The following is an 18,099-nucleotide window of genomic DNA, read 5'->3' as shown; positions in this document are numbered from 1 at the left end:
AATAATAAAGGAGAGTGGAAATGGGTTTTTGGTCAAGCATGGGGAGTAGGTTAAGCAGTTTCGTCAGTTCTGCGGTTAGCGTAGCCAGCCGGGCGTGGGATAGCGTAAAAGAGACCGCTGCCAGAACCGTTTCATGGATGGCTGATAAAGCGGAAACCTTTGTCGGCAGCGTAAAAAAGGTCTGGGATAAAGTAAAACCGATTATCAACAACGTCATTCGTCCGATTGTGCAGACGGCGGCGAAGCTTGCCACCAAAGTGCTGCCGCAGTTTCCCTGGATTGGCGGCGCGTTGAATGCGCTGGATCGCGCCCTTGGTTTGCTGGTTGAGTGGGATAAGAGCGATCTTGCTAAACGCATCAGTAAAGCCATTGAATGGGCGATTAAAAAAGCGAAGGCGCTGAAAGATATCTTCCTTACGCCCGAAGAGATGGAAGAGGCCCGCCGGCATGAAGAGGCGCTGCGCGAAGCGCGCAGCCAGATGCGCGGTGAGGCGGCCCTTGCCATCGACTTAGCCAGCCTGATAACCCACTACGCCCAGCTCTCAACCCGTATTCAGGATGTGCTGGAAAACATTCAGATTAACGATTTTGACCATTACCTGCGCCTGCGCGCCGCGCAGAAACTGCTGAAAGAAACCGAACAACGCCTGACCCGCGCACAGGATATCAATGTCATTACCAATGACGACCTGTTCCTGATTGAAACGGGCAGCGAACTGCTTAAGCCCAATCCTCAACTCAGCGATAGCGCGACGCAGCGTCTGAATGATGTCGTGATGGCGCGTTTCGGCCAGAAACTGCTGCCGTTTGTTTTTGAAGAGATGATCATGGCCTGGGGCTACAACCTCCAGGCGATGGAAAACGAGTGGAAATCGCTTAGCGAAGCGCTCTCTAAAGAAGAAGTGCTGCTGCGTCGCCTGAAAATTGGCGAGCGCTTGGGCGATCTGTCGCCGGAAGAGGCGCAGATGTTAAGCGCCCTTGAGGCCCGCCTTCCGGCTCAGCAGAGCGAAATGGAAAACAAACGCAAACGCACCAACGAGATGCGTAATTACGTCTTCGCCGCTGAGGGCTTCCTGCAACTGCTGGAGAAAGAGCCGGGCGACTTTATCGCTGAGGGCCGCGACTACCTGCTGGAAGACAGCAACGCCGCCGGGATGATCATTATCGATTGCGCCCAGTATGGCAAAACCTGGGAACAGCTCACCTTCGACGAGCAAAGCCTGATTATCGATTTCGCCAATATTTTCGAAGAGGCGAGCCGCGCGCGCGCGCAAAAACTGGTTGAGGTGGCCGCATGACGCCCCAGGAGTTCTTCGCCTTTTTACTGCCGCGCATGGAGGTTATTCAGCTGGGGTTTGGCGGCCTCATGCTGATAATGGTGTTGGTCACCATAGGCTTGCTTTGCACCCGCGCCAACGCTACGCAATGGGAAAAAAAATGGCACGCCGGCACGCCGGATAACACGGCGGACGATCTTGACGTTGAGCATGGATCGGTTCATGAGATTAGCGCAGCCGTCGCCACCACCGGGGAAAAAATGGCCGACATCATGCCGGGCGTTTTACTGATAATTGGTCTTCTCGGCACCTTTCTTGGCCTGGGCATTGCGCTGAACAAAGCCTCCGACATTCTTATCGACGCTAACTCGGCCGGTATGGACAGCGCCATGACCAACCTGATGGGCATGATGGAAGGTCTCGGAACGAAATTTAAAACCTCCACCTGGGGCATTATCGCGTTTCTGTTTCTGAAAACCTGGGCGGCAATCGGCAAATATGACGAGAAGCGCCTGCGCTGGTGCGCGCAGAAGATGAAAGCCGCCTTCGAGCAGAAGCGTCAGGCTGCGCATCTTAAGCAGTCGCGCACAGAAGAGCGTTTTATTCTGGCTCTTGAAACGATTGACGCCAGCATCAGCCGTCAGGGTGACGCTACGCAAAGCGCCCTGCTCGCGCTTCAGACTGGCATCGAGCCGCTGCTTAAGACGCTGACCGCGCAGGGAGCCGACGCCCTGCAGGCAAGCCATGCGTATGGCGAACGGCTCACGCAGATGGGCGACACGCTTGAGGGGATTCGCCAGGATGCCGCCGGGCAAATGCAGGCGCAGGCTGAACGCCAGGATAAACAGCTGGCGCAAGCTATCGCCACCCGGGAATCATTGCAGCGCTTTATAGAAGCCAACGGTGAAAACCTTGCCGCCATTCAACACTCCGCGCAACAGATGGCCAATGCCGCACAGGGAATGGGCGACTCGGCGAAGAATTTGCAGTCGGCCATCGATGGCTTCCGTACAGGCGTGACCGACGTGCTGGCAACGCTTAAAACCGATCTGGGTTCCACCATCGACCAGATGGGCGACAGCTTCAGCCAGAATATGGAATCCATTTCCGCCAATATGGCTAACGCCACGGACGGTATCTCCCATGCGGTGACCGATCTTTCGCAAAATGTGGGCGCGACCATGAATGAGGTGCGCGGATCGATCGAAAAATCGATGGATTTGCAGAGCAAAACGCAGCGCGACTTTATTATCACCAGCGAAACGCTGAACGAAAAAGTTATCGCCATGACCCGGCTGGTTGACGACCTGCGCGAGCAGATTGTCAGCGGCCTGCGCGCGGTTTCTGAAAACGGCCGCCGCGTCGCCAGCCTGAATACCCGTTATGAAGCGCTTACGGATGCAGGCGTGCAGAGCGCCGAAGCCATCGCTGCGCTGGTAGAAGAGCTCAGGACGATGCAGCAGCGCAGCCCGCTTCAGCCCGCGCTGGAAAAGATTGACGCTGGTATCGGCCAACTCGTTCGTAGTGTTGAAAAAGCCCATAACGACGCCCTGAGCGGCAGCGAAGCATCCAGCGCGCTCGCTTCGCTGGATAACCGATTAACCGATACGCTAACAACGCTGAACGCCATCCAGCGCGAACTGGCTGCCACCCACCAGGCGTCGGGCAACGCGCAGTTGGCGCAAACGCTCAAACCTCTGTCAGCGACGTTGCAAAGCCTTGAACGCAAGCTTTCGGCTCCGGACACGCTTAACCCCGCCGCCTGGGGAGTGGTATCGTGAAAGATAAACCGAATGAATGGGTTTCCGTCTCAGACCTGATGTCGGGCGTCATGGCGGTGGTCATGCTGCTGCTGGTTATGTCTGTGCTGCAAAAAACCTGGTCGGACGTTAAGCATAAGCAGGAAATGGAACAGGGCATTGGCGCCCAGCGCGCTAAGGTCGGCAAAATGCTGGAGGAGATAAAAACCTCGCTGGACGGCATGCAAAACGAGGGCCTCGTAGCCCTCGACAGCGGCTCGCAAAAAATTACGCTGCGTGACGGCGTCTTTAATCGGGGGAGCGCCTGTATCGCCCCGGCGGCGCGGCAAGCGCTGGCCACCATCGAAACGCAGGTAGTGAAGTTTTTAAACGAATTTAGCGCAGGCCAGGTGTATATCGAAGGTTATACCGACAATCTTCCGGTTGCTCGTCCCGTCACTAACTTTGATAGCTTCTGCACCGTTTATGACGATAACTTTACCCTTTCAGCCGCCCGCGCCAGGGAAGCGCGTAAGTTTATTGTGGGCGATCTGAAAACAGCCATCGCGCGAAGAGTGATCGTTGCGGGTTATGGTGATTCGCAGCCTATTCCAGGGGTACCGCCAGAAGATGCCCGGCAGCGACGGATAGAAGTTCGTTTTGTGTTAGCGGATAAGCAGTAACTTCTCCGGCGGACGACGGGCCGTTCGCCGCGCCGCCTATCCCAAGCGGAATGCTCTGATAACGCGGGTGCGCCTGTGACTTCAGATTCTCCTGATACCGCAACCCGGCCGCGCAGGCGAAGGTAAGCGCGCCAGATTGTTGTTTATCTGGCGTTTATCAGGAGAAAAGAATGAAAAATATCGCCCTTGTGAGCCTGCTGTTATCGCTCGCCAGCTTAAGCGGCTGCGTTTACCACCATCATCATCACGACGGCCACCGTCATCATCATGGCGATCGTCACCACGACTACCGCCGCTAGTCTCTTTTTCGCCCCCGCCTGTTTGCGCTGAACCGGCGGGGCTTGCCCGTTTCTCCTGCCGCCTTGCCTGTTCCTGTCGCGCGGCAAAACGTTGCACAAAACGCATCGTTATGTTGCAAATATTTCAATGGCTAATAATTGCCTCCGTCACGTATTGCCGATACAAAGAATAACGGCGTGATGCAGCCTTTAGCGCTGCTTCCCCAGGTTTTATCGCACCAGCAACGAAACCCCCGCCCGTTCCTCTTCCCCGTTTAACCGGCCCACCAGAAAGCCGGACGGGAGCAGAAATAAACACAACATCTATCTTCAGGAGCAAGCATGACGGTAATTTCCCGTACAGAGGTGGTCTATGCGATGTCGCGCGACAATGCCCCGGTGGCGACAGTCGCAAGCGGCAGTGAAGTCACATTCCAGACCTGTGACTGTTTTTCCGACCAGATAGCGAGCGCCGATGCGGCGTTCACTGAACTGGACTGGCAGCGCATTAACCCGGCGACCGGCCCGGTCTATGTCGAAGGCGCCAAAGCAGGCGACGTGCTGCGCGTCGATATCAAACGCATCGCCCTTACCCACCCTCAGGCGGTGATGGTGACCGCGCCGCAGCTTGGCGTAGTGGGCGATGAGCTGGAAAAACCGCAAATCACTATCGTCCCGATTGAAAACAACGAAGCGCTGCTGCCGGGCGGCGTGCGCGTGCCGCTTAACCCGATGATCGGCGTGATTGGCGTGGCGCCCGCAGGCGAGCCTATCTCCTGCGGCACGCCGGACAGCCACGGCGGCAACATGGACTGTAAAGTGATTGCCGAAGGGGCCACGCTTTATCTGCCGGTGAACGTCGATGGCGCGCTGTTCGCGCTTGGCGACCTGCACGCCGCCATGGGCGATGGCGAAGTTTCCGTCTGCGGCCTGGAAATTCCCGGCGAGGTGACGGTAACCCTGAGCGTGGTGAAAGATCGCCCGTTGCCGACGCCGATGCTGGAAAACGCCGACGCCCTTTATACGCTCGGCTCCGCCAAAACGCTGGATGAGGCCGCCTCGCTCGCCACGCGCAATATGGCGCACTTTGTTGCTGATAATGCCGGCATGACGCTCGACCAGGCGATCACGCTGCTGAGCATCGCGGGGGACCTGCAAATCTGCCAGGTGGTGGACCCGCTGAAAACGTGCCGCTACGCGCTGCCGAAAGCCGTTGCCGCACAGCTGAATTTGCGTATTGAGGGTTGATGGATGTCCGTTGAACAATTTGGCTATAAGCAGGAGCTGCACCGGGCGCTGACGCTCAAGGACCTGCTGATTTACGGCATGATTTTTATGGTGCCTATCGCGCCGTTCGGCGTGTTTGGTTATGTCTGGGACGGCGCGCAGGGCATGGTGGCGCTGGCCTATCTCATCGGCATGGTGGCGATGTTTTTCACCGCCATGAGCTACTGGTCGATGTCGCGGGCGTTTCCGGTCTCCGGCTCGGTCTATGCTTACGCCCAGCGCGGCATACATCCGACGGTGGGCTTTTTCGCCGGCTGGCTTATCCTGCTGGATTACATTCTGGTGCCTTCACTGCTCTATATCGTCAGCGCCGCCGCGCTGTCGCCCATTTTGCCGGGCGTGCCTGCCTGGGTTTGGATTGTGGGCTTTATTGCGGTAAACAGCGTTATTAACCTGCTCGGCATTTCGTTTACCGCGAAGGCCAATAAATACATTCTGGTGGCGGAAATTATCGTGCTGGCGGTATTTGTCGTGCTCGGTCTGATAGCCCTTTACGCCGGCCAGGGCGCAGGGCACCTGACCTTAAACCCGCTCTACAACGCCGACCATTTTAACCTGCCGCTGGTCATGGGCGCGGTCTCCATCGCCGTGCTCTCCTTCCTCGGCTTTGACGGCATCTCCACCCTTTCGGAAGAGACCAAAGGCGGCGTGGATACGGTGGGGAAAGCCTCGCTCGGCGCGCTGATGCTGGTGGGCGTGCTGTTTATACTGCAAACCTGGATTGCGGCTGACCTCGCGCAGGGCATGAACTTCTCAAGCCTCGATACGGCGTTTTACGACACGGCAAACCTGGCGGGCGGCGCCTGGCTGAAACAGCTGACCATCTGGTCGACGGCGCTCTCCTGGGGCATCGCCAACGCGCTGGTGGCGCAGGCGGCGGTCTCGCGCATTCTGTTCGCCATGGCGCGCGATAAACAGCTGCCGAAGCTGCTCGCTAAAGTACACCCGCGCTTTAAAACGCCGTACGTCAGCACGCTGATCGTGGCGGTGATCTCCATTGCATCCGGCCTTTATTTCAACGGCAATATCGATAACCTGAGCCGGCTGGTGAACTTCGGCGCGCTGATGGGCTTTTTGCTGCTGCATATCTCGGTAATTAACCACTACATGCTGCGCAGTAAGTCGCGCAACCTGCTGCTGCATCTTATCTTCCCGCTGATTGGCTTTTTCATTATCGGCTTTGTGATTTACGAGATGGACAGCCAGGCGAAAATCCTTGGCCTGAGCTGGCTTGCCATCGGCGTGGTTTACTACCTGGTGATGCGCTTTACCCTTAAGCGCGACGTGGTGCTGGACCTCGACAACTGACCTTCCCTTCCGGCTCCGCCATCCGGCGGGGCCCTTCTCACCGCTATACTTTCTCTTATTCACGGGATAACGCGCGCTTATCCTGCCCCGCTATGCTGTCTGAGAAGGAGTCGCCATGAAACTTTACGCTTACGACCACTGCCCCTTCTGCACCCGCGTGCGCTTTATCACCGGCATCAAAAATATTCCCATCGACGTGCGTTACCTGCTCTGGGACGATGAGCAGACGCCCACGCGGTTGGTGGGGGAAAAAGTGGTGCCGATTTTCGATGATGGCGAAGGCACGGTGCTGGCCGACAGCCTGGCGATCGTCGCCTGGCTCGATAACCACTGCGGCGAGCCCATTCTGCAAGCGGAAAACCGCCCGGAGGTGGACGCCTGGCTAAGCGACGCGATGCTGCCGCTGCAAAAAATCGGCTATCCACGCTGGCCGACACTGCTGCTGCCGGAGTTTCAGGCCGCCAGCGCCCGCGATGCCTGGAAAGCGGCGAAGCAGAGCGAAATTAACGGTTTTGACGAAGCGCTGGCCGAAACGCCTGCGCTGGTGGAGCCGATTTTTACGCTTTTCGAGCGCGCGCAAGCGCTGCTTGGCGACGCCATCGATGCGCAGCATCCGGTGAGCTACACCGAAATCAAGCTCTTTACTGTGCTAAGAGGCTTTACCTGCGAGCCGTCGCTGCGCTGGCCGCAGGCGTTGCGTACATGGCTGGACTTGCGCTCGCGCCACAGCGCCGTGCCGCTGTTCTGGTCATAATCAGGCGACGGTGCGCGGAGTAATCACGCGTCGCGCGCCGAGCCAGTGATCCTGCCAGAAGGGATTGTTAAGGGAGCTGATGCGGATCGTCTCGCCGGTGCGCGGCGCCTGAATAAACTGCCCGTCGCCCAGGTAGACGCCAACGTGATCCGCTTTTTTGCCGTGGTGGATATGGAAAAAGACCAGGTCGCCCGGTTTTAACTCTGATGCTGTCACCGGGTTGCCGCGCCGGTCGTGATACATCGCATTGGCCGTGCGCGGCAGCGACGCGGACAGGTGCGCGTTATAGGCGTAAAACACCAGCCCGCTGCAATCAAAACCTTCACGCGGACTCTCCCCGCCCCAGACGTAGGGCTTGCCGAGCTGCGCCTTCAGCCGGGCGAGGATTTTCTCCCGCGTCTCATGCAGCGCATCGGTTTCCGCAAGCCCCGTCCCATCCTGTAAATGGAAATGGCGTTTGCTCGCTTTCGTATCGTAAGAGGCGTTCAGCAGCGAACTATTTACGTCGAAAGCGTCGTAGTGAAAAGATGTCCTTGCGCTTAAAGTACGGCTTCCCTGCTGATGATGCGTATGTGAAACCGCTTTTTTCGCATGGTGATGCGGTTTTGCCCACAGAGGCATGCTGACGGAAACCGCCATCAGCAGAGTGATGAGTCGTATTTTAGTCTTGAACATAGCGATGAATTACTTACCCGTCGGCGGTTTATCACATCCGCGCCTGATGATGAAAAAAGAGAAAGCGCACCGGGAGCGCTCAGAAAACAGACTACCATCGACGCGGCGCCGGCGGGTTTAGCGCTTCCTGAAAGTGACGTTAGTTTTATTTCATCTGCGGGCATTGCTTCACTATGTGAAGCAAATCAGCGGCCTGTTTTATGACCCTCTTCACGCAACCTTCTCCTGCGATAGCGTCACAGCCCCGGCTCCTTAACACTGCATAACAACCCGGCGGTACGGGACTTCACCCGCTAACCCCCAGCGCGCGATGCGTTGCTCAGGAGAAAACATGAACACGACCGACACCCGTTACGTTGCAGGCTACCCGGCGGCCAGCCCGCAGGAAGGACGGCAAAGCACCTTTAAAATCATGACCTCGGCCGGCGTCGGCCATTTTATTGAATGGTTTGATTTCGGCCTCTACGGCACGCTGGCGGCCATCATCGCCAGCAACTTTTTCGCCAGCAGCGACCCGACGGTCGCCCTGCTGAAATCGTTCGCCGTATTCGGCTCCGGCTTTTTAATGCGCCCGCTGGGCGGTCTTTTTTTCGGCTCGATGGGCGACAGGCTGGGGCGGCGCAAAGTGCTGGTGACGGTCATTACGATTACCTCGGTCTCCACCTTCGTAATGGGTATTCTTCCTACTTACCAGCAGGCGGGGATAATCGCTCCGCTCTTACTAGTGCTGACCCGGCTGGTGCAGGGCTTCGCGGCGGGCGGCGAGAGTTCGGGGGTAATTACTTACCTTGCCGAAAGCGCTAAGCCACACCGCCGCGCCACGCTGACCTGCTGGAGCGAGAATTTCAGCTTTATGGCCTTTGTCTGCGGCTCCGGGCTGGTGCTGGCGCTGACCCACTGGCTTGGCGAGCCCGCCATGAACGGCTGGGGCTGGCGCATCCCCTTCCTGCTGGCCGCGCCGCTGGGGCTGGGCGGATTCTATATGCGCCGCAATATGGAGGATTCCGCCGCGTTTCATAAGCTGCAAAAGAGCGGCAAACTTGAACATTCGCCGCTGCGCACCACGCTGAAAACGTCTACCCGGGCGCTGCTGTTTTGCGTCGGCTTTGTGGTGGTAAAAGCGGTAAGCAGTTGGGTGTTGCAATCGTTTATGCCCGGCTATCTCTCCACCTACCTCAATTACAGCCGCACCGACGCCTATCTCATTACGACGCTTGGCCTTCTGAGCGTGGCGATAGCGATGCCCATTACCGGTTATCTCTCCGACAGGCTGGGCCGCCGCCCGCTGATGCTGATGGGCTGCGGCGGTTTTATTTTGCTGACGTGGCCTGCGATGCTGCTGATGGCGCAAGGCTCCGTACTCGCATCCGTAGGCGCGATGAGCATGCTCGGCATTTTCGTCGCGCTGTTTAACGGCGGCTGCGGCGCGGCGATGGTCGAGCTTTTTCCCACCGCTATCCGCTATGGCAGCATCGCTGTTTCTTACAACATGACGGTGGCGCTGTTCGGTGGCGTCACACCGCTCGCTTCGGCAAGCCTGATTACCTTCACCGGCAACCCGCTTTCCCCCGCGTTTTATGTAATGGCGACGGCGCTCATCTCTTTTATCGCCGTTCTGCTCGCGAAAGAGACGGCAGGCAAGACGCTGGATTAATTCCCACAACTGGAGTGCGTAATGAAGATTGTTGACGTGCAGTGCTTCCCGCTAAAAATCAGGCCGCAGGAGATTTACCTTGGCGGCAGGCCGGATGACGACGCTGCAGACTATTACTACCGCCCGGAATACCGCTGCGTCTATTCCCGCAAGATGGAGACTTGCCTGGTGAAAATCACCAGTGATGACGGGCAGGTTGGCTGGGGGGAGGCGCTCGCCCCGGTGGTGCCGCAGGTTATCGCCCAGCTGATAACGCATCTGTTTAAGCCGCTGCTGCTTGGCGCCAGTCCATTCGACAGCGCAGTGCTGAACGCCAGAATGTACGACTCGATGCGCGATCGCGGGCATGTCGCCGGATATCACATCGACGCGCTGGCGGCCGTGGATATCGCGCTGTGGGACCTTAAAGGCCGCCTGTTGGATCTGCCCGTCCACCAGCTGCTGGGCGGCAAGTTTCGCGAAAAGGTGCCCTGTTATGTTTCAGGCCTGCCGCGTCCAACGCTTGAAGAGCGCTGCGAGCTGGCCCGCGAGTGGCAGGCGAAAGGCTTTAACGCCATCAAGCTGGCGCTGGGCTACGGCGTGAGCGAAGACCTGAAAAACGTGCGGGCTATCCGCGACGCGCTCGGACCGCAGGCAACGCTTTTCGTGGACGCCCACTGGAACTACAGCGTCAGTGAAGCGGCGCAGCTTTCGGCGGGGCTGAATGCGCTTAACGTCAGCTTCCTTGAAGCGCCTTTGCTGCCGGAGGATGTGGCCGGGCACGCTGAACTGCGCCGTAAAAGCGCCGTGCCCATCGCCCTTGGCGAAACCGAGCGCACCTGTTACCAGTTCCGGCCTTTTATTGAGCAGCGCGCCGTCGACATTCTTCAGCCCGATGTGGGCCGCACCGGCATTACCGAGCTGATGCGCATCGCGACCCTTGCGCAGACCTGGCATCTGCAGGTGGCGCCGCACTTAAGCGTCGGGCTTGGCCCCTGTATCGCCGCGTCCATCCACGTGGCCGCCGCCCTGCCGCATCTCTTTATGCTGGAATATCAACCGCCTGTGCTGGAGGTGGCTAACAGCCTGTTGCGCCAGCCGCTGCGCTGCGAAGCGGGTCACTATGCGCTGGCGCAAGGCGCCGGGCTGGGTATTGAAATTGATGAACAACGCGTACGCGAATCTGTCTGGAGTGACGTATGTTAAAAGGTAACGTTCCTATTCTCGCCACCGCGTTCGACGACCAGGGCGCGGTAGACCTGGCCTCTATTGAAAGGCTGGTGGGCTTTCTGCTTGAGCAGGGCATCGATGGGCTTGCGCTGTTCGGCAACGCGTCGGAAGGCTATGCGCTGACAGGGAAAGAAAAAGCGGCGATCTTCCGCACGGTAAAAGCGCTGACAGGCCATCTGCCGCTGGTCGCGGCGGCTGGCGGCGGATCGTCACAGGCGGCGGTTGAAGATATTCAGCGCATCCAGTCGTGGGGCGCGGATGTGGCGATGGTAAACCCGCCTGCCGTGGTGAAACCGGGGCCGGAAGAGATTTACCGTTTCTACAGCGACATCTGCCGCCAGTGCGATATCGACATCATGATCCAGGACGCGCCGCTGATGACCGGTGTGAATATCCCCGTGGCGACGCTGGTCCGCCTGTGCGAAACGCACCCACAAATACGCTATATCAAAGTCGAACAGCCGCCCACGACGCTGAAGATAACCGAGCTTAAAACGGCGCTGCGCGATCGCGTGGGCCTGTTTGGCGGCCTGAACGCCGGTTTTCTCTATGAGGAGCTGGCGCGCGGCATTATTGGCACCATGCCGGCCTGCGAATTTCCGGAGGTGATTAACGCCATTTTGCAGGCCTGGCCGCGCGACCGCGAGGAGGCGCGCGCGCATTTTTATCGTTATCTGCCGTTTCTGCGTTATGGCGTGCAGCCGGGCATCGGCGTAGCGGTGCATAAAGAGATCCTCTACCGCTCCGGCCTCTTTGCCACCCGCACCGTGCGAGACCCGGCTAAAACGCTGGATGAGACCACGCGCGAGGAGCTTTGCGACATCACCGACCATCTGCCGCTGGCGATTCTGGAGCGTGCGCGATGAGCGACTATATCGCCGTTGACTGGGGCAGCAGCAATTTTCGCGCCATGCGCATAAGGCATGGAGAGGTGGTGCGCAGCGTGGCGTCGCCAAAAGGGGTGGCCCGCGCGCCGCGCGAAGCGCTGGGAGAGATTTTGCGTGAAGAGCTGGCGCGCCTTGGCGACGAATACGACACCCGCACGCCGGTTATCCTGTGCGGCATGATCGGCAGCAACATCGGTATTATCGACGCGGGTTATCAGTCGCTGCCGCTGAGTTTCAAGGCGTTGACCGCGCGCGGCGTTGTGCTGGAAGGGGTGTTGCCCAACCCGTTGACCGTCAGGCCCGGCATTTGCAGCCGGGCGGAGCATGAGATCTGCCGCGGCGAAGAGATGCAGCTGGCGGGGGCGCTGACGCTATGCGACGCCCGCGTTTTCGCCGCCGTCGGCACCCACAGCAAATGGATAACGGTCGATCGCGCCCTGCAAAACGTGGTCAGCCTGCGCACGATAATGACCGGCGAGCTTTATGACCTGGTGTTGAATCATTCCGTGGTGGGACGCGGGCTGCCCGAACAGCGCCCGGATGACGGCCGCTTTCAGGACGGCGTGGAAACGGCCATCGCCATTGCACGGGGCAGCGCCGAACTGGTTAGCGAGCTGTTCCGCTGCCGGGGCCGCTATATCTTAGGCGAGATTGACGCCGCCTGCGCGAGCAGCTGGCTTTCTGGCCTGCTCATCGGTCATGAAATCCTGAGCGGCCATCCCCGCGGGGAAGCGGTCTGTTTTATTGGCGCTGCGCCGCTGCTGCGCCACTATCAGCAGGCGTGCAAACTGCTCGACCTGCCCTGCCTGACGCTTGAAGCCGAAGCGGCGCTGCTGGCCGGACTGAATAAGGTGTTTAACGATGCTGTTTAACGGACGCATTATCGCTATCTTACGCGGCGTAACGCCGGATGACTGCGTGGCGCAGGTCGAGGCGCTGGTGGACCATAATATTGTGGATGTGGAGATCCCGGCCAATTCGCCCGACTGGACGCAAAGCATCCGGCTGATTAAGCGCCATTTCGCCCAGCGGGTGAATCTTGGCGGCGGCACCATTATCACCCCTGCGCAGGCGGCGGCATGCGCGCAAGCGGGCGCCGATTACGCGCTAACGCCGAATCTGGATGAAAACGTGGTGGAGACATGCAGAGCGCAGGGGCTGAAAATCTGCGCGGGCGTCTATACCAGCACGGAGATTTTCGCCGCCTGCGCGCTGGGGGTGGACGCGCTGAAAATTTTTCCAGCGGTGACGCTGCCCGCCAGCTGGCCTCAACTGATTAAAGGGCCGCTGTCGCAGGCGGTGCCGTTTTGCGCGGTCGGGGGGATTGATGAGAATAATATGGCCGCCTTTTTGCAGCATTACGACAGCGTAGGCATCGGCTCCGCGCTCTATCGCCCGGGCCAGGCGGCCAGCGTCACCCGTCAACGGGCCGCTTCGCTTGTCCGCTAGCCGCCGCTGATTTTTTGCGCCGCCGAAACCAGAAACGCTTTAAGCGCCTCCAGCTCGAGCTTTTCTCCGCTCAGATTGGAAAGCGCAATCGCCGCCTGCATGCCGGGAATGATGCAGGCCATGCGATACTCGCCGTCCGGCCAGGCTTTCACCAGCACCTGATGACGCCGCGCCGCATCGATGTCCGCCCTGATAAGCTGAAAATCGTGTATGCCGATAAGATCGATAATTTCTTCATCGCTGCGCGCCGCCAGCAGTTTAATACCGATAACCGAGTCGACAACCGGGTAAGAATCGTAGTTGCCGATAGCCCTGGCCACGCTTTTTCCCTGCCGCGTGTGGATGAGATAGACCACCTCTTTGCCGCTCAGTATGCCAACCACAATAGAAACGGGCTGGTTGCCTACCTCTTCCAGCGTCTCCAGTACCGCTTTGTAAAAGGCGGAGTTATGGATAACCTGGGCGGAAAAGCGGTGTATGCCTGGGCCGAGCGAATATTTCCGCTTTTCGTTGCGCTGCACCATCTCCAGCGCCAGCAAGGTTTGCATTAGCCGCGTGACTTTGGCGGAATCCAGCGCCAGCTGACGGCCTATTTCGCGAATGCCGGCAGGCGCGCCGAGGCTCGCCAGCAGGTTAAGACAGCGAAACGCGTCATGAACCGAACGCAGCAGCATTCCGCCCCCGCTCAGCGCGCGTGAAACGCCGAGAGCGGCTGTTTTTGCCGTCCCTGCGCATCGAAGTTTTCCGGCGCCAGCCAGCGGCTCAGCGCGGCGTTTCGCTGCGGCCATTCGCCGTCGATAATGGAAAACCACTCGCTGTCGCGATTGCGGCCTTTGCGCACCATCATCTGCCGCAGGCGCCCTTCAAAGGTAAAGCCGAGCCGCAGCGCCGCATTATGCGATGCGGTGTTCAGCGAATCACACTTCCATTCCACCCGGCGATAACCTTGCTCAAACGCCGCGCTTAACAGCAGCCAGACGGCTTCGGTGCCAAGTACGCTGTTTTTCATGCGCGGCGACCAGGTGACGTGGCCAATTTCCACCGTGCCGTTGCTGGTATCAATGCGCATAAAGCACACCAGCCCTACCGCTTCACCGCGCTTTTGTTCTACCACGGCGTAAGGTACCAGCGTCGGGTCCGCCGCTTTCCCTTGCACCCAGTGCCAGGCCGCCTGCGGCGTATCGGGGCGCGAAGAGGCGAGCCATGTCCAGTCCCGCTCGTCGGGCGCAAGCTGGTACGCCTCGAAAAGCTGCTGTGAATGGCTCTGCGCATCCAGCGGCTCAAGACGGCAATAACGACCGACCAGCGCCGCACGCGAAAGCGGACGTGCGCCCTGCCATTCCGGCACTGGCGCGCCGACGACCTGGTGGTAATGGTTTAGCTCTGTCACGGGGAGTCCTTGCGGGTGTGGTTGTTAATGAATTGTTGTATCAGGTAACGCATTGGGAGGAAAGCGATTGTCGTTCACATGAGCCAGCTAAACGCGTCGCTGCCAGCGCGGCGTGAGCATTTCCCCCCCTCTTTTCGCTCAAAAACTGAGGCGGCATTCACTCGCTGTTTTGCTGTTATTTCTGAAGGAGTTCCCCTCGCCTGCGCGCTTTTTGCCAGGCAGACAACTCGGTTTTATCCGAGCCGCTTAAGCGCAACCAGATGATTTCACGTGACTATACTTGCAGAAAGACTTTACCCCGCAGCCGCGGTTCTGGCTGTTATAAAATGAGAAACGCCTATGCCTCTGAAACCTTTTAACGCCTCCGATCCTTTCACCCTCGGCATTGAGCTGGAGCTGCAGGTAGCCAGCCCGCCGGGTTACAACTTAAGCCAGGACTCCTCCACGCTTATCAGCGAGCTGGAAGGGAAAATCAGCGCCGGGGAAGTGAAACACGACATCACGGAAAGCATGCTGGAGATAGCGACGGGCGTGTGCAAGGACATTAACCAGGCCAGCGCCCAGTTCGCCGTGCTGCAGCGCGAGATCCTCACCTGCGCCCAGCGGCATCATCTGGTGATTAGCGGCGGCGGCACGCACCCGTTTCAGAAATGGCAGCGTCAGGAGGTGTGCTCAAGCGAACGCTATGCCCGCACCCTTGAGCTGTTCGGTTACCTCATTAAACAGGCGACGGTGTTCGGCCAGCATGTCCACGTAGGCTGCCGCACCGGCGATGAGGCTATTTATTTGCTGCACGGGCTGTCGCGCTTCGTACCGCATTTCGTCGCCCTTTCCGCCTCGTCGCCTTATATGCAGGGGTCAGACACGGGTTTCGCCTCGTCAAGGCTCAATATCTTCTCCGCTTTCCCGGATAACGGCCCGGCGCCTTTTGTGGAGAACTGGACGCAGTTTGAAAAAATGTACGCCCGGCTGGAAGGCACCGGCGTGGTGGAATCGATTAAAGATCTGCACTGGGATATCCGGCCAAGCCCCGGTTTCGGCACGGTTGAAGTGCGGGTGATGGATACGCCGCTCTCTCTGTCGCGCGCCATCAATATTGCCGGTTTTATTCAGGCTATCGCGCACTGGCTGCTGGAAGAGCGCCCGTTTAAACCGAAGGCGGAAGACTACCTAATCTACCGCTTCAACCGCTTCAGCGCCTGCCGATATGGGCTGGAGGGCACGCTGACGGATGTCGGCACCGGTGAACAGCGCACCATCGGTGAGGATATCCTGCGCATGCTGGACAAGGTTGAGCGCTACGCCGCAACGCTGAACGGCCAGAGCGCACTGGAAGGCATTCACCGCTACGTAAGAAATAACGACAGCGACGCGCGCAGCATGCGCGAGTTTATGTCTGACGGGATGTCGCTTTCAGAGCTGGTGCGCCATAACGGCGAAATCTGGGCGGCGGAGCTTTAATTGCAGACGGGTTCTCCGGCGCAGCGGGCGGTTTCCGTCGCCGGAGAAACATCTCTAACTGCGCTCAATCGAAAACCAGCGCCGCCAGACAAAGCGGATAACCAGATATTCAAGCGCGCCAAGGAAGAGAAACCAGGCGCAGAAGATAATGGTGTAAAGCTGACCAAGATCCTGCAAATGGAAGGTGGCGATAATGTTCTGCGCGAGCGACAGCGCCAGCACGGGCGCAGGCAGCAGCAGACAAGAGAGAAAGGCCAGCAGCAGAATGCCGCCGGCCACCATCAGAGATTCAAGCGGATGCGTCATGGGGGATTACAGCCTGAGTTTAAAAGGCGCATTGTCGGGGAATTCGCCCGACCTTGCAAACTCAGCCGTTCGCCTGCCGCCGGTAGCTGCCCGGCGACAGACGAAAATGGCGGGTAAAGAGCCGCGTAAATGTCTGCTGTGATTCAAAACCATACTTAAGCGAAATATCGAGCACTCTCTCGTCGGTGGCACGCAAATCGCGCGCGGCGAGGTTGAGCTTTTTCTCGCGAATATAGCGCCCTAAACTTTCCCCTTTGTGATGGTGAAACAGGCGCTGCAAATGCCATTTAGAATAACCGGCGTGGCGTGCGACATCGTCAATGCGCAGCGGCTTATGCAGATTGTCGTCGATCCAGCCGGTGAGGGTTTCTATAACCTGAGCGGGCAGTTCCATACAAGCGTCCCTCTGTTTTTAGGTTGAGTGTTAACGTGGCTCGACGGTTTCGTCGTCTTCCCACCACGCGCGAAAACGCTGCTGCGTGTCCATCAAGCGAACCGGCTCGCCGGGGCGCGGCGTCAGCAGCTGCCAGGGCTTATCCTGGCTTGCGGCCGCCAGCCGTTTTAACGGGTCGTTCCAGGCGTGCTTCGCCATCGCGAAACGTCCGTTATGGCCCGGCAGTACGCGCTTAGCGCCGAGATCCTGCGCGGCCTGCGCCGTCTCTTCAGGCATCATATGGATCTGCTTCCAGTCGCGGTCATACTGACCGTTTTCCATGATTGCCAGATCCACGCCGCCAAACCGTTCGCCGATGGCTTTAAAGTGCGGGCCGTAGCCGCTGTCGCCGCTGTAGTAGAGCTTTTGCTGCGGCGTTTCAAACAGAAAGCTTGCCCACAGCGTCTGGTTGCCTTTCAGCCCGCGACCGGAGAAATGACGCGCAGGCAACGCGTAGAGCGTCAGGTCATCAGCGATGCTGACCGACTGTTGCCAGTCCAGCTCGCTGATGCGCGAAGGAGAGACGCCCCAGGCTTCAAGATGCGAGCCCACGCCGAGCGGCGTTACCACCTGACGGATTTTCGGGCGCAGCGCCCGAATGGTGGCGTAATCCAGGTGATCGTAGTGATCGTGCGATATCACCAGCAGATCGATTTCCGGCATGTTATTAGCCGACCACGGATAGTCACCGGTAAAAGCGCGGTTGAAGAGCGTGAACGGCGAAGCGTAGCCGCTGAAAACCGGGTCGATGAGAATGCGTTTTCCCGCGAGTTGTATATACCAGGAGGAGTGGCCGAGCCACAGCGCCACCGCTTCGTTTTTGTCGAGCGAGGCGATGTCGGTGTGCACCAGCGGAAGCGGACGCGCGGGCTTGAGGTTATCGATGCGCTTAAAAAGAAACTCGCCCCACGCGGCCCACTGGTTGCCTTCGCCGGTAAACACACGGGTAGGTTCCTGATTCTGAAACTGGCCGTCGCGATAGTGCGGCGAGCGCGCAATCAACGCTTTTCGCTCGCCTTGCGGCGCGGCGCCGAAACCGGGCGCGAGATAAAGCGCCAGGGCGCCTGTTGCTGCAGCTAACATAATGATGACTCCAGTGACCCAGAAACGTAGCGGTTTTCTCATCGCGGCCCTGCTTTTCCCGAAAGCGTCACAGCCCGGCGCAAGCCGATATAATCCCTTTTAAAACAGGGTTATTTACCTACAACAGCGCAGCGCGCCTTGATAATGAGTGAGTAAACACTCATTATAGAAAGCAAACCTGACCCGTCAAGACGTTTTTACAATGTGACTTATCGCCTTGCGACAG

General features: G+C 58.6%; 18 protein-coding genes and 1 pseudogene. 13 read left to right on the top strand and 6 right to left on the bottom strand.

Annotation, left to right across the window (positions count from 1 at the left end):
* Positions 1 to 20 precede the first annotated feature (20 nt).
* The 7 genes from MT962_RS02125 to grxB all read left to right on the top strand — a co-directional run bounded on the left by MT962_RS02125 (position 21) and on the right by grxB (position 7,326).
* Entirely contained in the window at positions 21 to 1,298 is a 1,278-nt protein-coding gene (locus MT962_RS02125) for a hypothetical protein (protein ID WP_125454189.1), read from the top strand.
* The gene (locus MT962_RS02120; protein WP_048887209.1) at positions 1,295 to 3,058 is read left to right on the top strand and encodes a hypothetical protein; all 1,764 of its coding nucleotides are present in this window, start codon (positions 1,295 to 1,297) and stop codon (positions 3,056 to 3,058) included. Before MT962_RS02125 ends, MT962_RS02120 begins: the two co-directional genes overlap by 4 nt.
* Positions 3,055 to 3,699: an OmpA family protein gene (locus tag MT962_RS02115; RefSeq protein ID WP_024555486.1), complete on the top strand. Its 645-nt coding sequence runs from the start codon at positions 3,055 to 3,057 to the stop codon at positions 3,697 to 3,699. Before MT962_RS02120 ends, MT962_RS02115 begins: the two co-directional genes overlap by 4 nt.
* 170 nt (positions 3,700 to 3,869) lie before the next feature.
* Positions 3,870 to 3,998, top strand: coding sequence for a hypothetical protein (locus tag MT962_RS22205; protein WP_268743694.1), 129 nt, complete (start codon positions 3,870 to 3,872; stop codon positions 3,996 to 3,998).
* 321 nt (positions 3,999 to 4,319) lie between these two features.
* Positions 4,320 to 5,225: an acetamidase/formamidase family protein gene (locus tag MT962_RS02110; RefSeq protein WP_247364406.1), complete on the top strand. Its 906-nt coding sequence runs from the start codon at positions 4,320 to 4,322 to the stop codon at positions 5,223 to 5,225.
* Between the two features lie 3 nt (positions 5,226 to 5,228).
* The gene (locus MT962_RS02105; protein WP_188723174.1) at positions 5,229 to 6,572 is read left to right on the top strand and encodes an APC family permease; all 1,344 of its coding nucleotides are present in this window, start codon (positions 5,229 to 5,231) and stop codon (positions 6,570 to 6,572) included.
* A 115-nt stretch (positions 6,573 to 6,687) separates the two neighbouring features.
* Positions 6,688 to 7,326: a glutaredoxin 2 gene (grxB, locus tag MT962_RS02100; RefSeq protein ID WP_024555489.1), complete on the top strand. Its 639-nt coding sequence runs from the start codon at positions 6,688 to 6,690 to the stop codon at positions 7,324 to 7,326.
* On the opposite strand, the pseudogene MT962_RS02095 reads toward grxB, so the two are convergent.
* A pseudogene (locus MT962_RS02095) lies at positions 7,327 to 7,710 on the bottom strand (C40 family peptidase); the annotation flags it as partial.
* Between the two features lie 703 nt (positions 7,711 to 8,413).
* Here MT962_RS02095 and MT962_RS02090 point away from each other — a divergent pair.
* From MT962_RS02090 to MT962_RS02070, 5 genes are read left to right on the top strand one after another with little or no spacing between them, the layout of a single operon-like run.
* Positions 8,414 to 9,655, top strand: coding sequence for an MFS transporter (locus MT962_RS02090; RefSeq protein WP_247365083.1), 1,242 nt, complete (start codon positions 8,414 to 8,416; stop codon positions 9,653 to 9,655).
* Positions 9,656 to 9,676: 21 nt separating this feature from the next.
* Positions 9,677 to 10,840: a mandelate racemase/muconate lactonizing enzyme family protein gene (locus tag MT962_RS02085; protein ID WP_024555492.1), complete on the top strand. Its 1,164-nt coding sequence runs from the start codon at positions 9,677 to 9,679 to the stop codon at positions 10,838 to 10,840.
* Positions 10,834 to 11,730 (top strand): dihydrodipicolinate synthase family protein, encoded by an 897-nt coding sequence (locus MT962_RS02080; RefSeq protein ID WP_024555493.1) that lies wholly within the window; start codon positions 10,834 to 10,836, stop codon positions 11,728 to 11,730. The genes MT962_RS02085 and MT962_RS02080 overlap by 7 nt, the downstream gene beginning before the upstream one ends.
* Entirely contained in the window at positions 11,727 to 12,623 is an 897-nt protein-coding gene (locus MT962_RS02075) for a 2-dehydro-3-deoxygalactonokinase (protein WP_024555494.1), read from the top strand. The genes MT962_RS02080 and MT962_RS02075 overlap by 4 nt, the downstream gene beginning before the upstream one ends.
* Positions 12,613 to 13,200, top strand: coding sequence for a 2-dehydro-3-deoxy-phosphogluconate aldolase (locus MT962_RS02070; RefSeq protein WP_024555495.1), 588 nt, complete (start codon positions 12,613 to 12,615; stop codon positions 13,198 to 13,200). Before MT962_RS02075 ends, MT962_RS02070 begins: the two co-directional genes overlap by 11 nt.
* On the opposite strand, the gene MT962_RS02065 is transcribed toward MT962_RS02070, so the two are convergent.
* Together MT962_RS02065 and MT962_RS02060 are read right to left on the bottom strand one after the other, a co-directional pair.
* Entirely contained in the window at positions 13,197 to 13,874 is a 678-nt protein-coding gene (locus MT962_RS02065; RefSeq protein WP_024555496.1) for a helix-turn-helix domain-containing protein, read from the bottom strand. The genes MT962_RS02070 and MT962_RS02065 overlap by 4 nt on opposite strands.
* Positions 13,875 to 13,885: 11 nt before the next feature.
* Entirely contained in the window at positions 13,886 to 14,590 is a 705-nt protein-coding gene (locus MT962_RS02060; protein WP_247364404.1) for a GNAT family protein, read from the bottom strand.
* A gap of 339 nt (positions 14,591 to 14,929) precedes the next feature.
* On the opposite strand from MT962_RS02060, the gene MT962_RS02055 reads away from it, so the two are divergent.
* Entirely contained in the window at positions 14,930 to 16,051 is a 1,122-nt protein-coding gene (locus tag MT962_RS02055) for a YbdK family carboxylate-amine ligase (protein WP_247364402.1), read from the top strand.
* A gap of 54 nt (positions 16,052 to 16,105) precedes the next feature.
* Here the strand turns inward: MT962_RS02055 and MT962_RS02050 are convergent, their stop codons facing one another.
* The 3 genes from MT962_RS02050 to MT962_RS02040 all read right to left on the bottom strand — a co-directional run bounded on the left by MT962_RS02050 (position 16,106) and on the right by MT962_RS02040 (position 17,873).
* Complete coding sequence (locus MT962_RS02050) at positions 16,106 to 16,357, bottom strand: DUF1158 domain-containing protein (protein WP_024560883.1); 252 nt, start codon at positions 16,355 to 16,357, stop codon at positions 16,106 to 16,108.
* A 61-nt stretch (positions 16,358 to 16,418) separates the two neighbouring features.
* Complete coding sequence (locus MT962_RS02045; RefSeq protein ID WP_024555500.1) at positions 16,419 to 16,751, bottom strand: RamA family antibiotic efflux transcriptional regulator; 333 nt, start codon at positions 16,749 to 16,751, stop codon at positions 16,419 to 16,421.
* Positions 16,752 to 16,781: 30 nt separating this feature from the next.
* A complete protein-coding gene (locus MT962_RS02040; RefSeq protein ID WP_247364401.1) occupies positions 16,782 to 17,873 on the bottom strand; it encodes an MBL fold metallo-hydrolase in 1,092 nt (363 codons plus the stop codon).
* Positions 17,874 to 18,099 lie beyond the last annotated feature (226 nt).

It is taken from the genome of Franconibacter sp. IITDAS19 (assembly GCF_023079515.1).
GTDB classification, from domain to species: Bacteria; Pseudomonadota; Gammaproteobacteria; order Enterobacterales; family Enterobacteriaceae; genus Franconibacter; species Franconibacter pulveris.
The sequence above is the reverse complement of the archived record's forward strand: the minus strand, read 5'-3'. Positions and strand labels throughout refer to the sequence as shown.

Excerpts from the sequence above, each read along its gene's own strand:
- MT962_RS02125 (WP_125454189.1), top strand. The coding sequence starts at position 21 with ATGGGTTTTTGGTCAAGCATGGGGAGTAGGTTAAGCAGTTTCGTCAGT.
- MT962_RS02120 (WP_048887209.1), top strand. The coding sequence starts at position 1,295 with ATGACGCCCCAGGAGTTCTTCGCCTTTTTACTGCCGCGCATGGAGGTT.
- MT962_RS22205 (WP_268743694.1), top strand. The coding sequence starts at position 3,870 with ATGAAAAATATCGCCCTTGTGAGCCTGCTGTTATCGCTCGCCAGCTTA.
- MT962_RS02110 (WP_247364406.1), top strand. The coding sequence starts at position 4,320 with ATGACGGTAATTTCCCGTACAGAGGTGGTCTATGCGATGTCGCGCGAC.
- MT962_RS02105 (WP_188723174.1), top strand. The coding sequence starts at position 5,229 with ATGTCCGTTGAACAATTTGGCTATAAGCAGGAGCTGCACCGGGCGCTG.
- grxB (WP_024555489.1), top strand. The coding sequence starts at position 6,688 with ATGAAACTTTACGCTTACGACCACTGCCCCTTCTGCACCCGCGTGCGC.
- MT962_RS02090 (WP_247365083.1), top strand. The coding sequence starts at position 8,414 with ATGACCTCGGCCGGCGTCGGCCATTTTATTGAATGGTTTGATTTCGGC.
- MT962_RS02085 (WP_024555492.1), top strand. The coding sequence starts at position 9,677 with ATGAAGATTGTTGACGTGCAGTGCTTCCCGCTAAAAATCAGGCCGCAG.
- MT962_RS02080 (WP_024555493.1), top strand. The coding sequence starts at position 10,834 with ATGTTAAAAGGTAACGTTCCTATTCTCGCCACCGCGTTCGACGACCAG.
- MT962_RS02075 (WP_024555494.1), top strand. The coding sequence starts at position 11,727 with ATGAGCGACTATATCGCCGTTGACTGGGGCAGCAGCAATTTTCGCGCC.
- MT962_RS02070 (WP_024555495.1), top strand. The coding sequence starts at position 12,613 with ATGCTGTTTAACGGACGCATTATCGCTATCTTACGCGGCGTAACGCCG.
- MT962_RS02065 (WP_024555496.1), bottom strand. The coding sequence starts at position 13,874 with ATGCTGCTGCGTTCGGTTCATGACGCGTTTCGCTGTCTTAACCTGCTG.
- MT962_RS02055 (WP_247364402.1), top strand. The coding sequence starts at position 14,930 with ATGCCTCTGAAACCTTTTAACGCCTCCGATCCTTTCACCCTCGGCATT.
- MT962_RS02050 (WP_024560883.1), bottom strand. The coding sequence starts at position 16,357 with ATGACGCATCCGCTTGAATCTCTGATGGTGGCCGGCGGCATTCTGCTG.
- MT962_RS02045 (WP_024555500.1), bottom strand. The coding sequence starts at position 16,751 with ATGGAACTGCCCGCTCAGGTTATAGAAACCCTCACCGGCTGGATCGAC.
- MT962_RS02040 (WP_247364401.1), bottom strand. The coding sequence starts at position 17,873 with ATGTTAGCTGCAGCAACAGGCGCCCTGGCGCTTTATCTCGCGCCCGGT.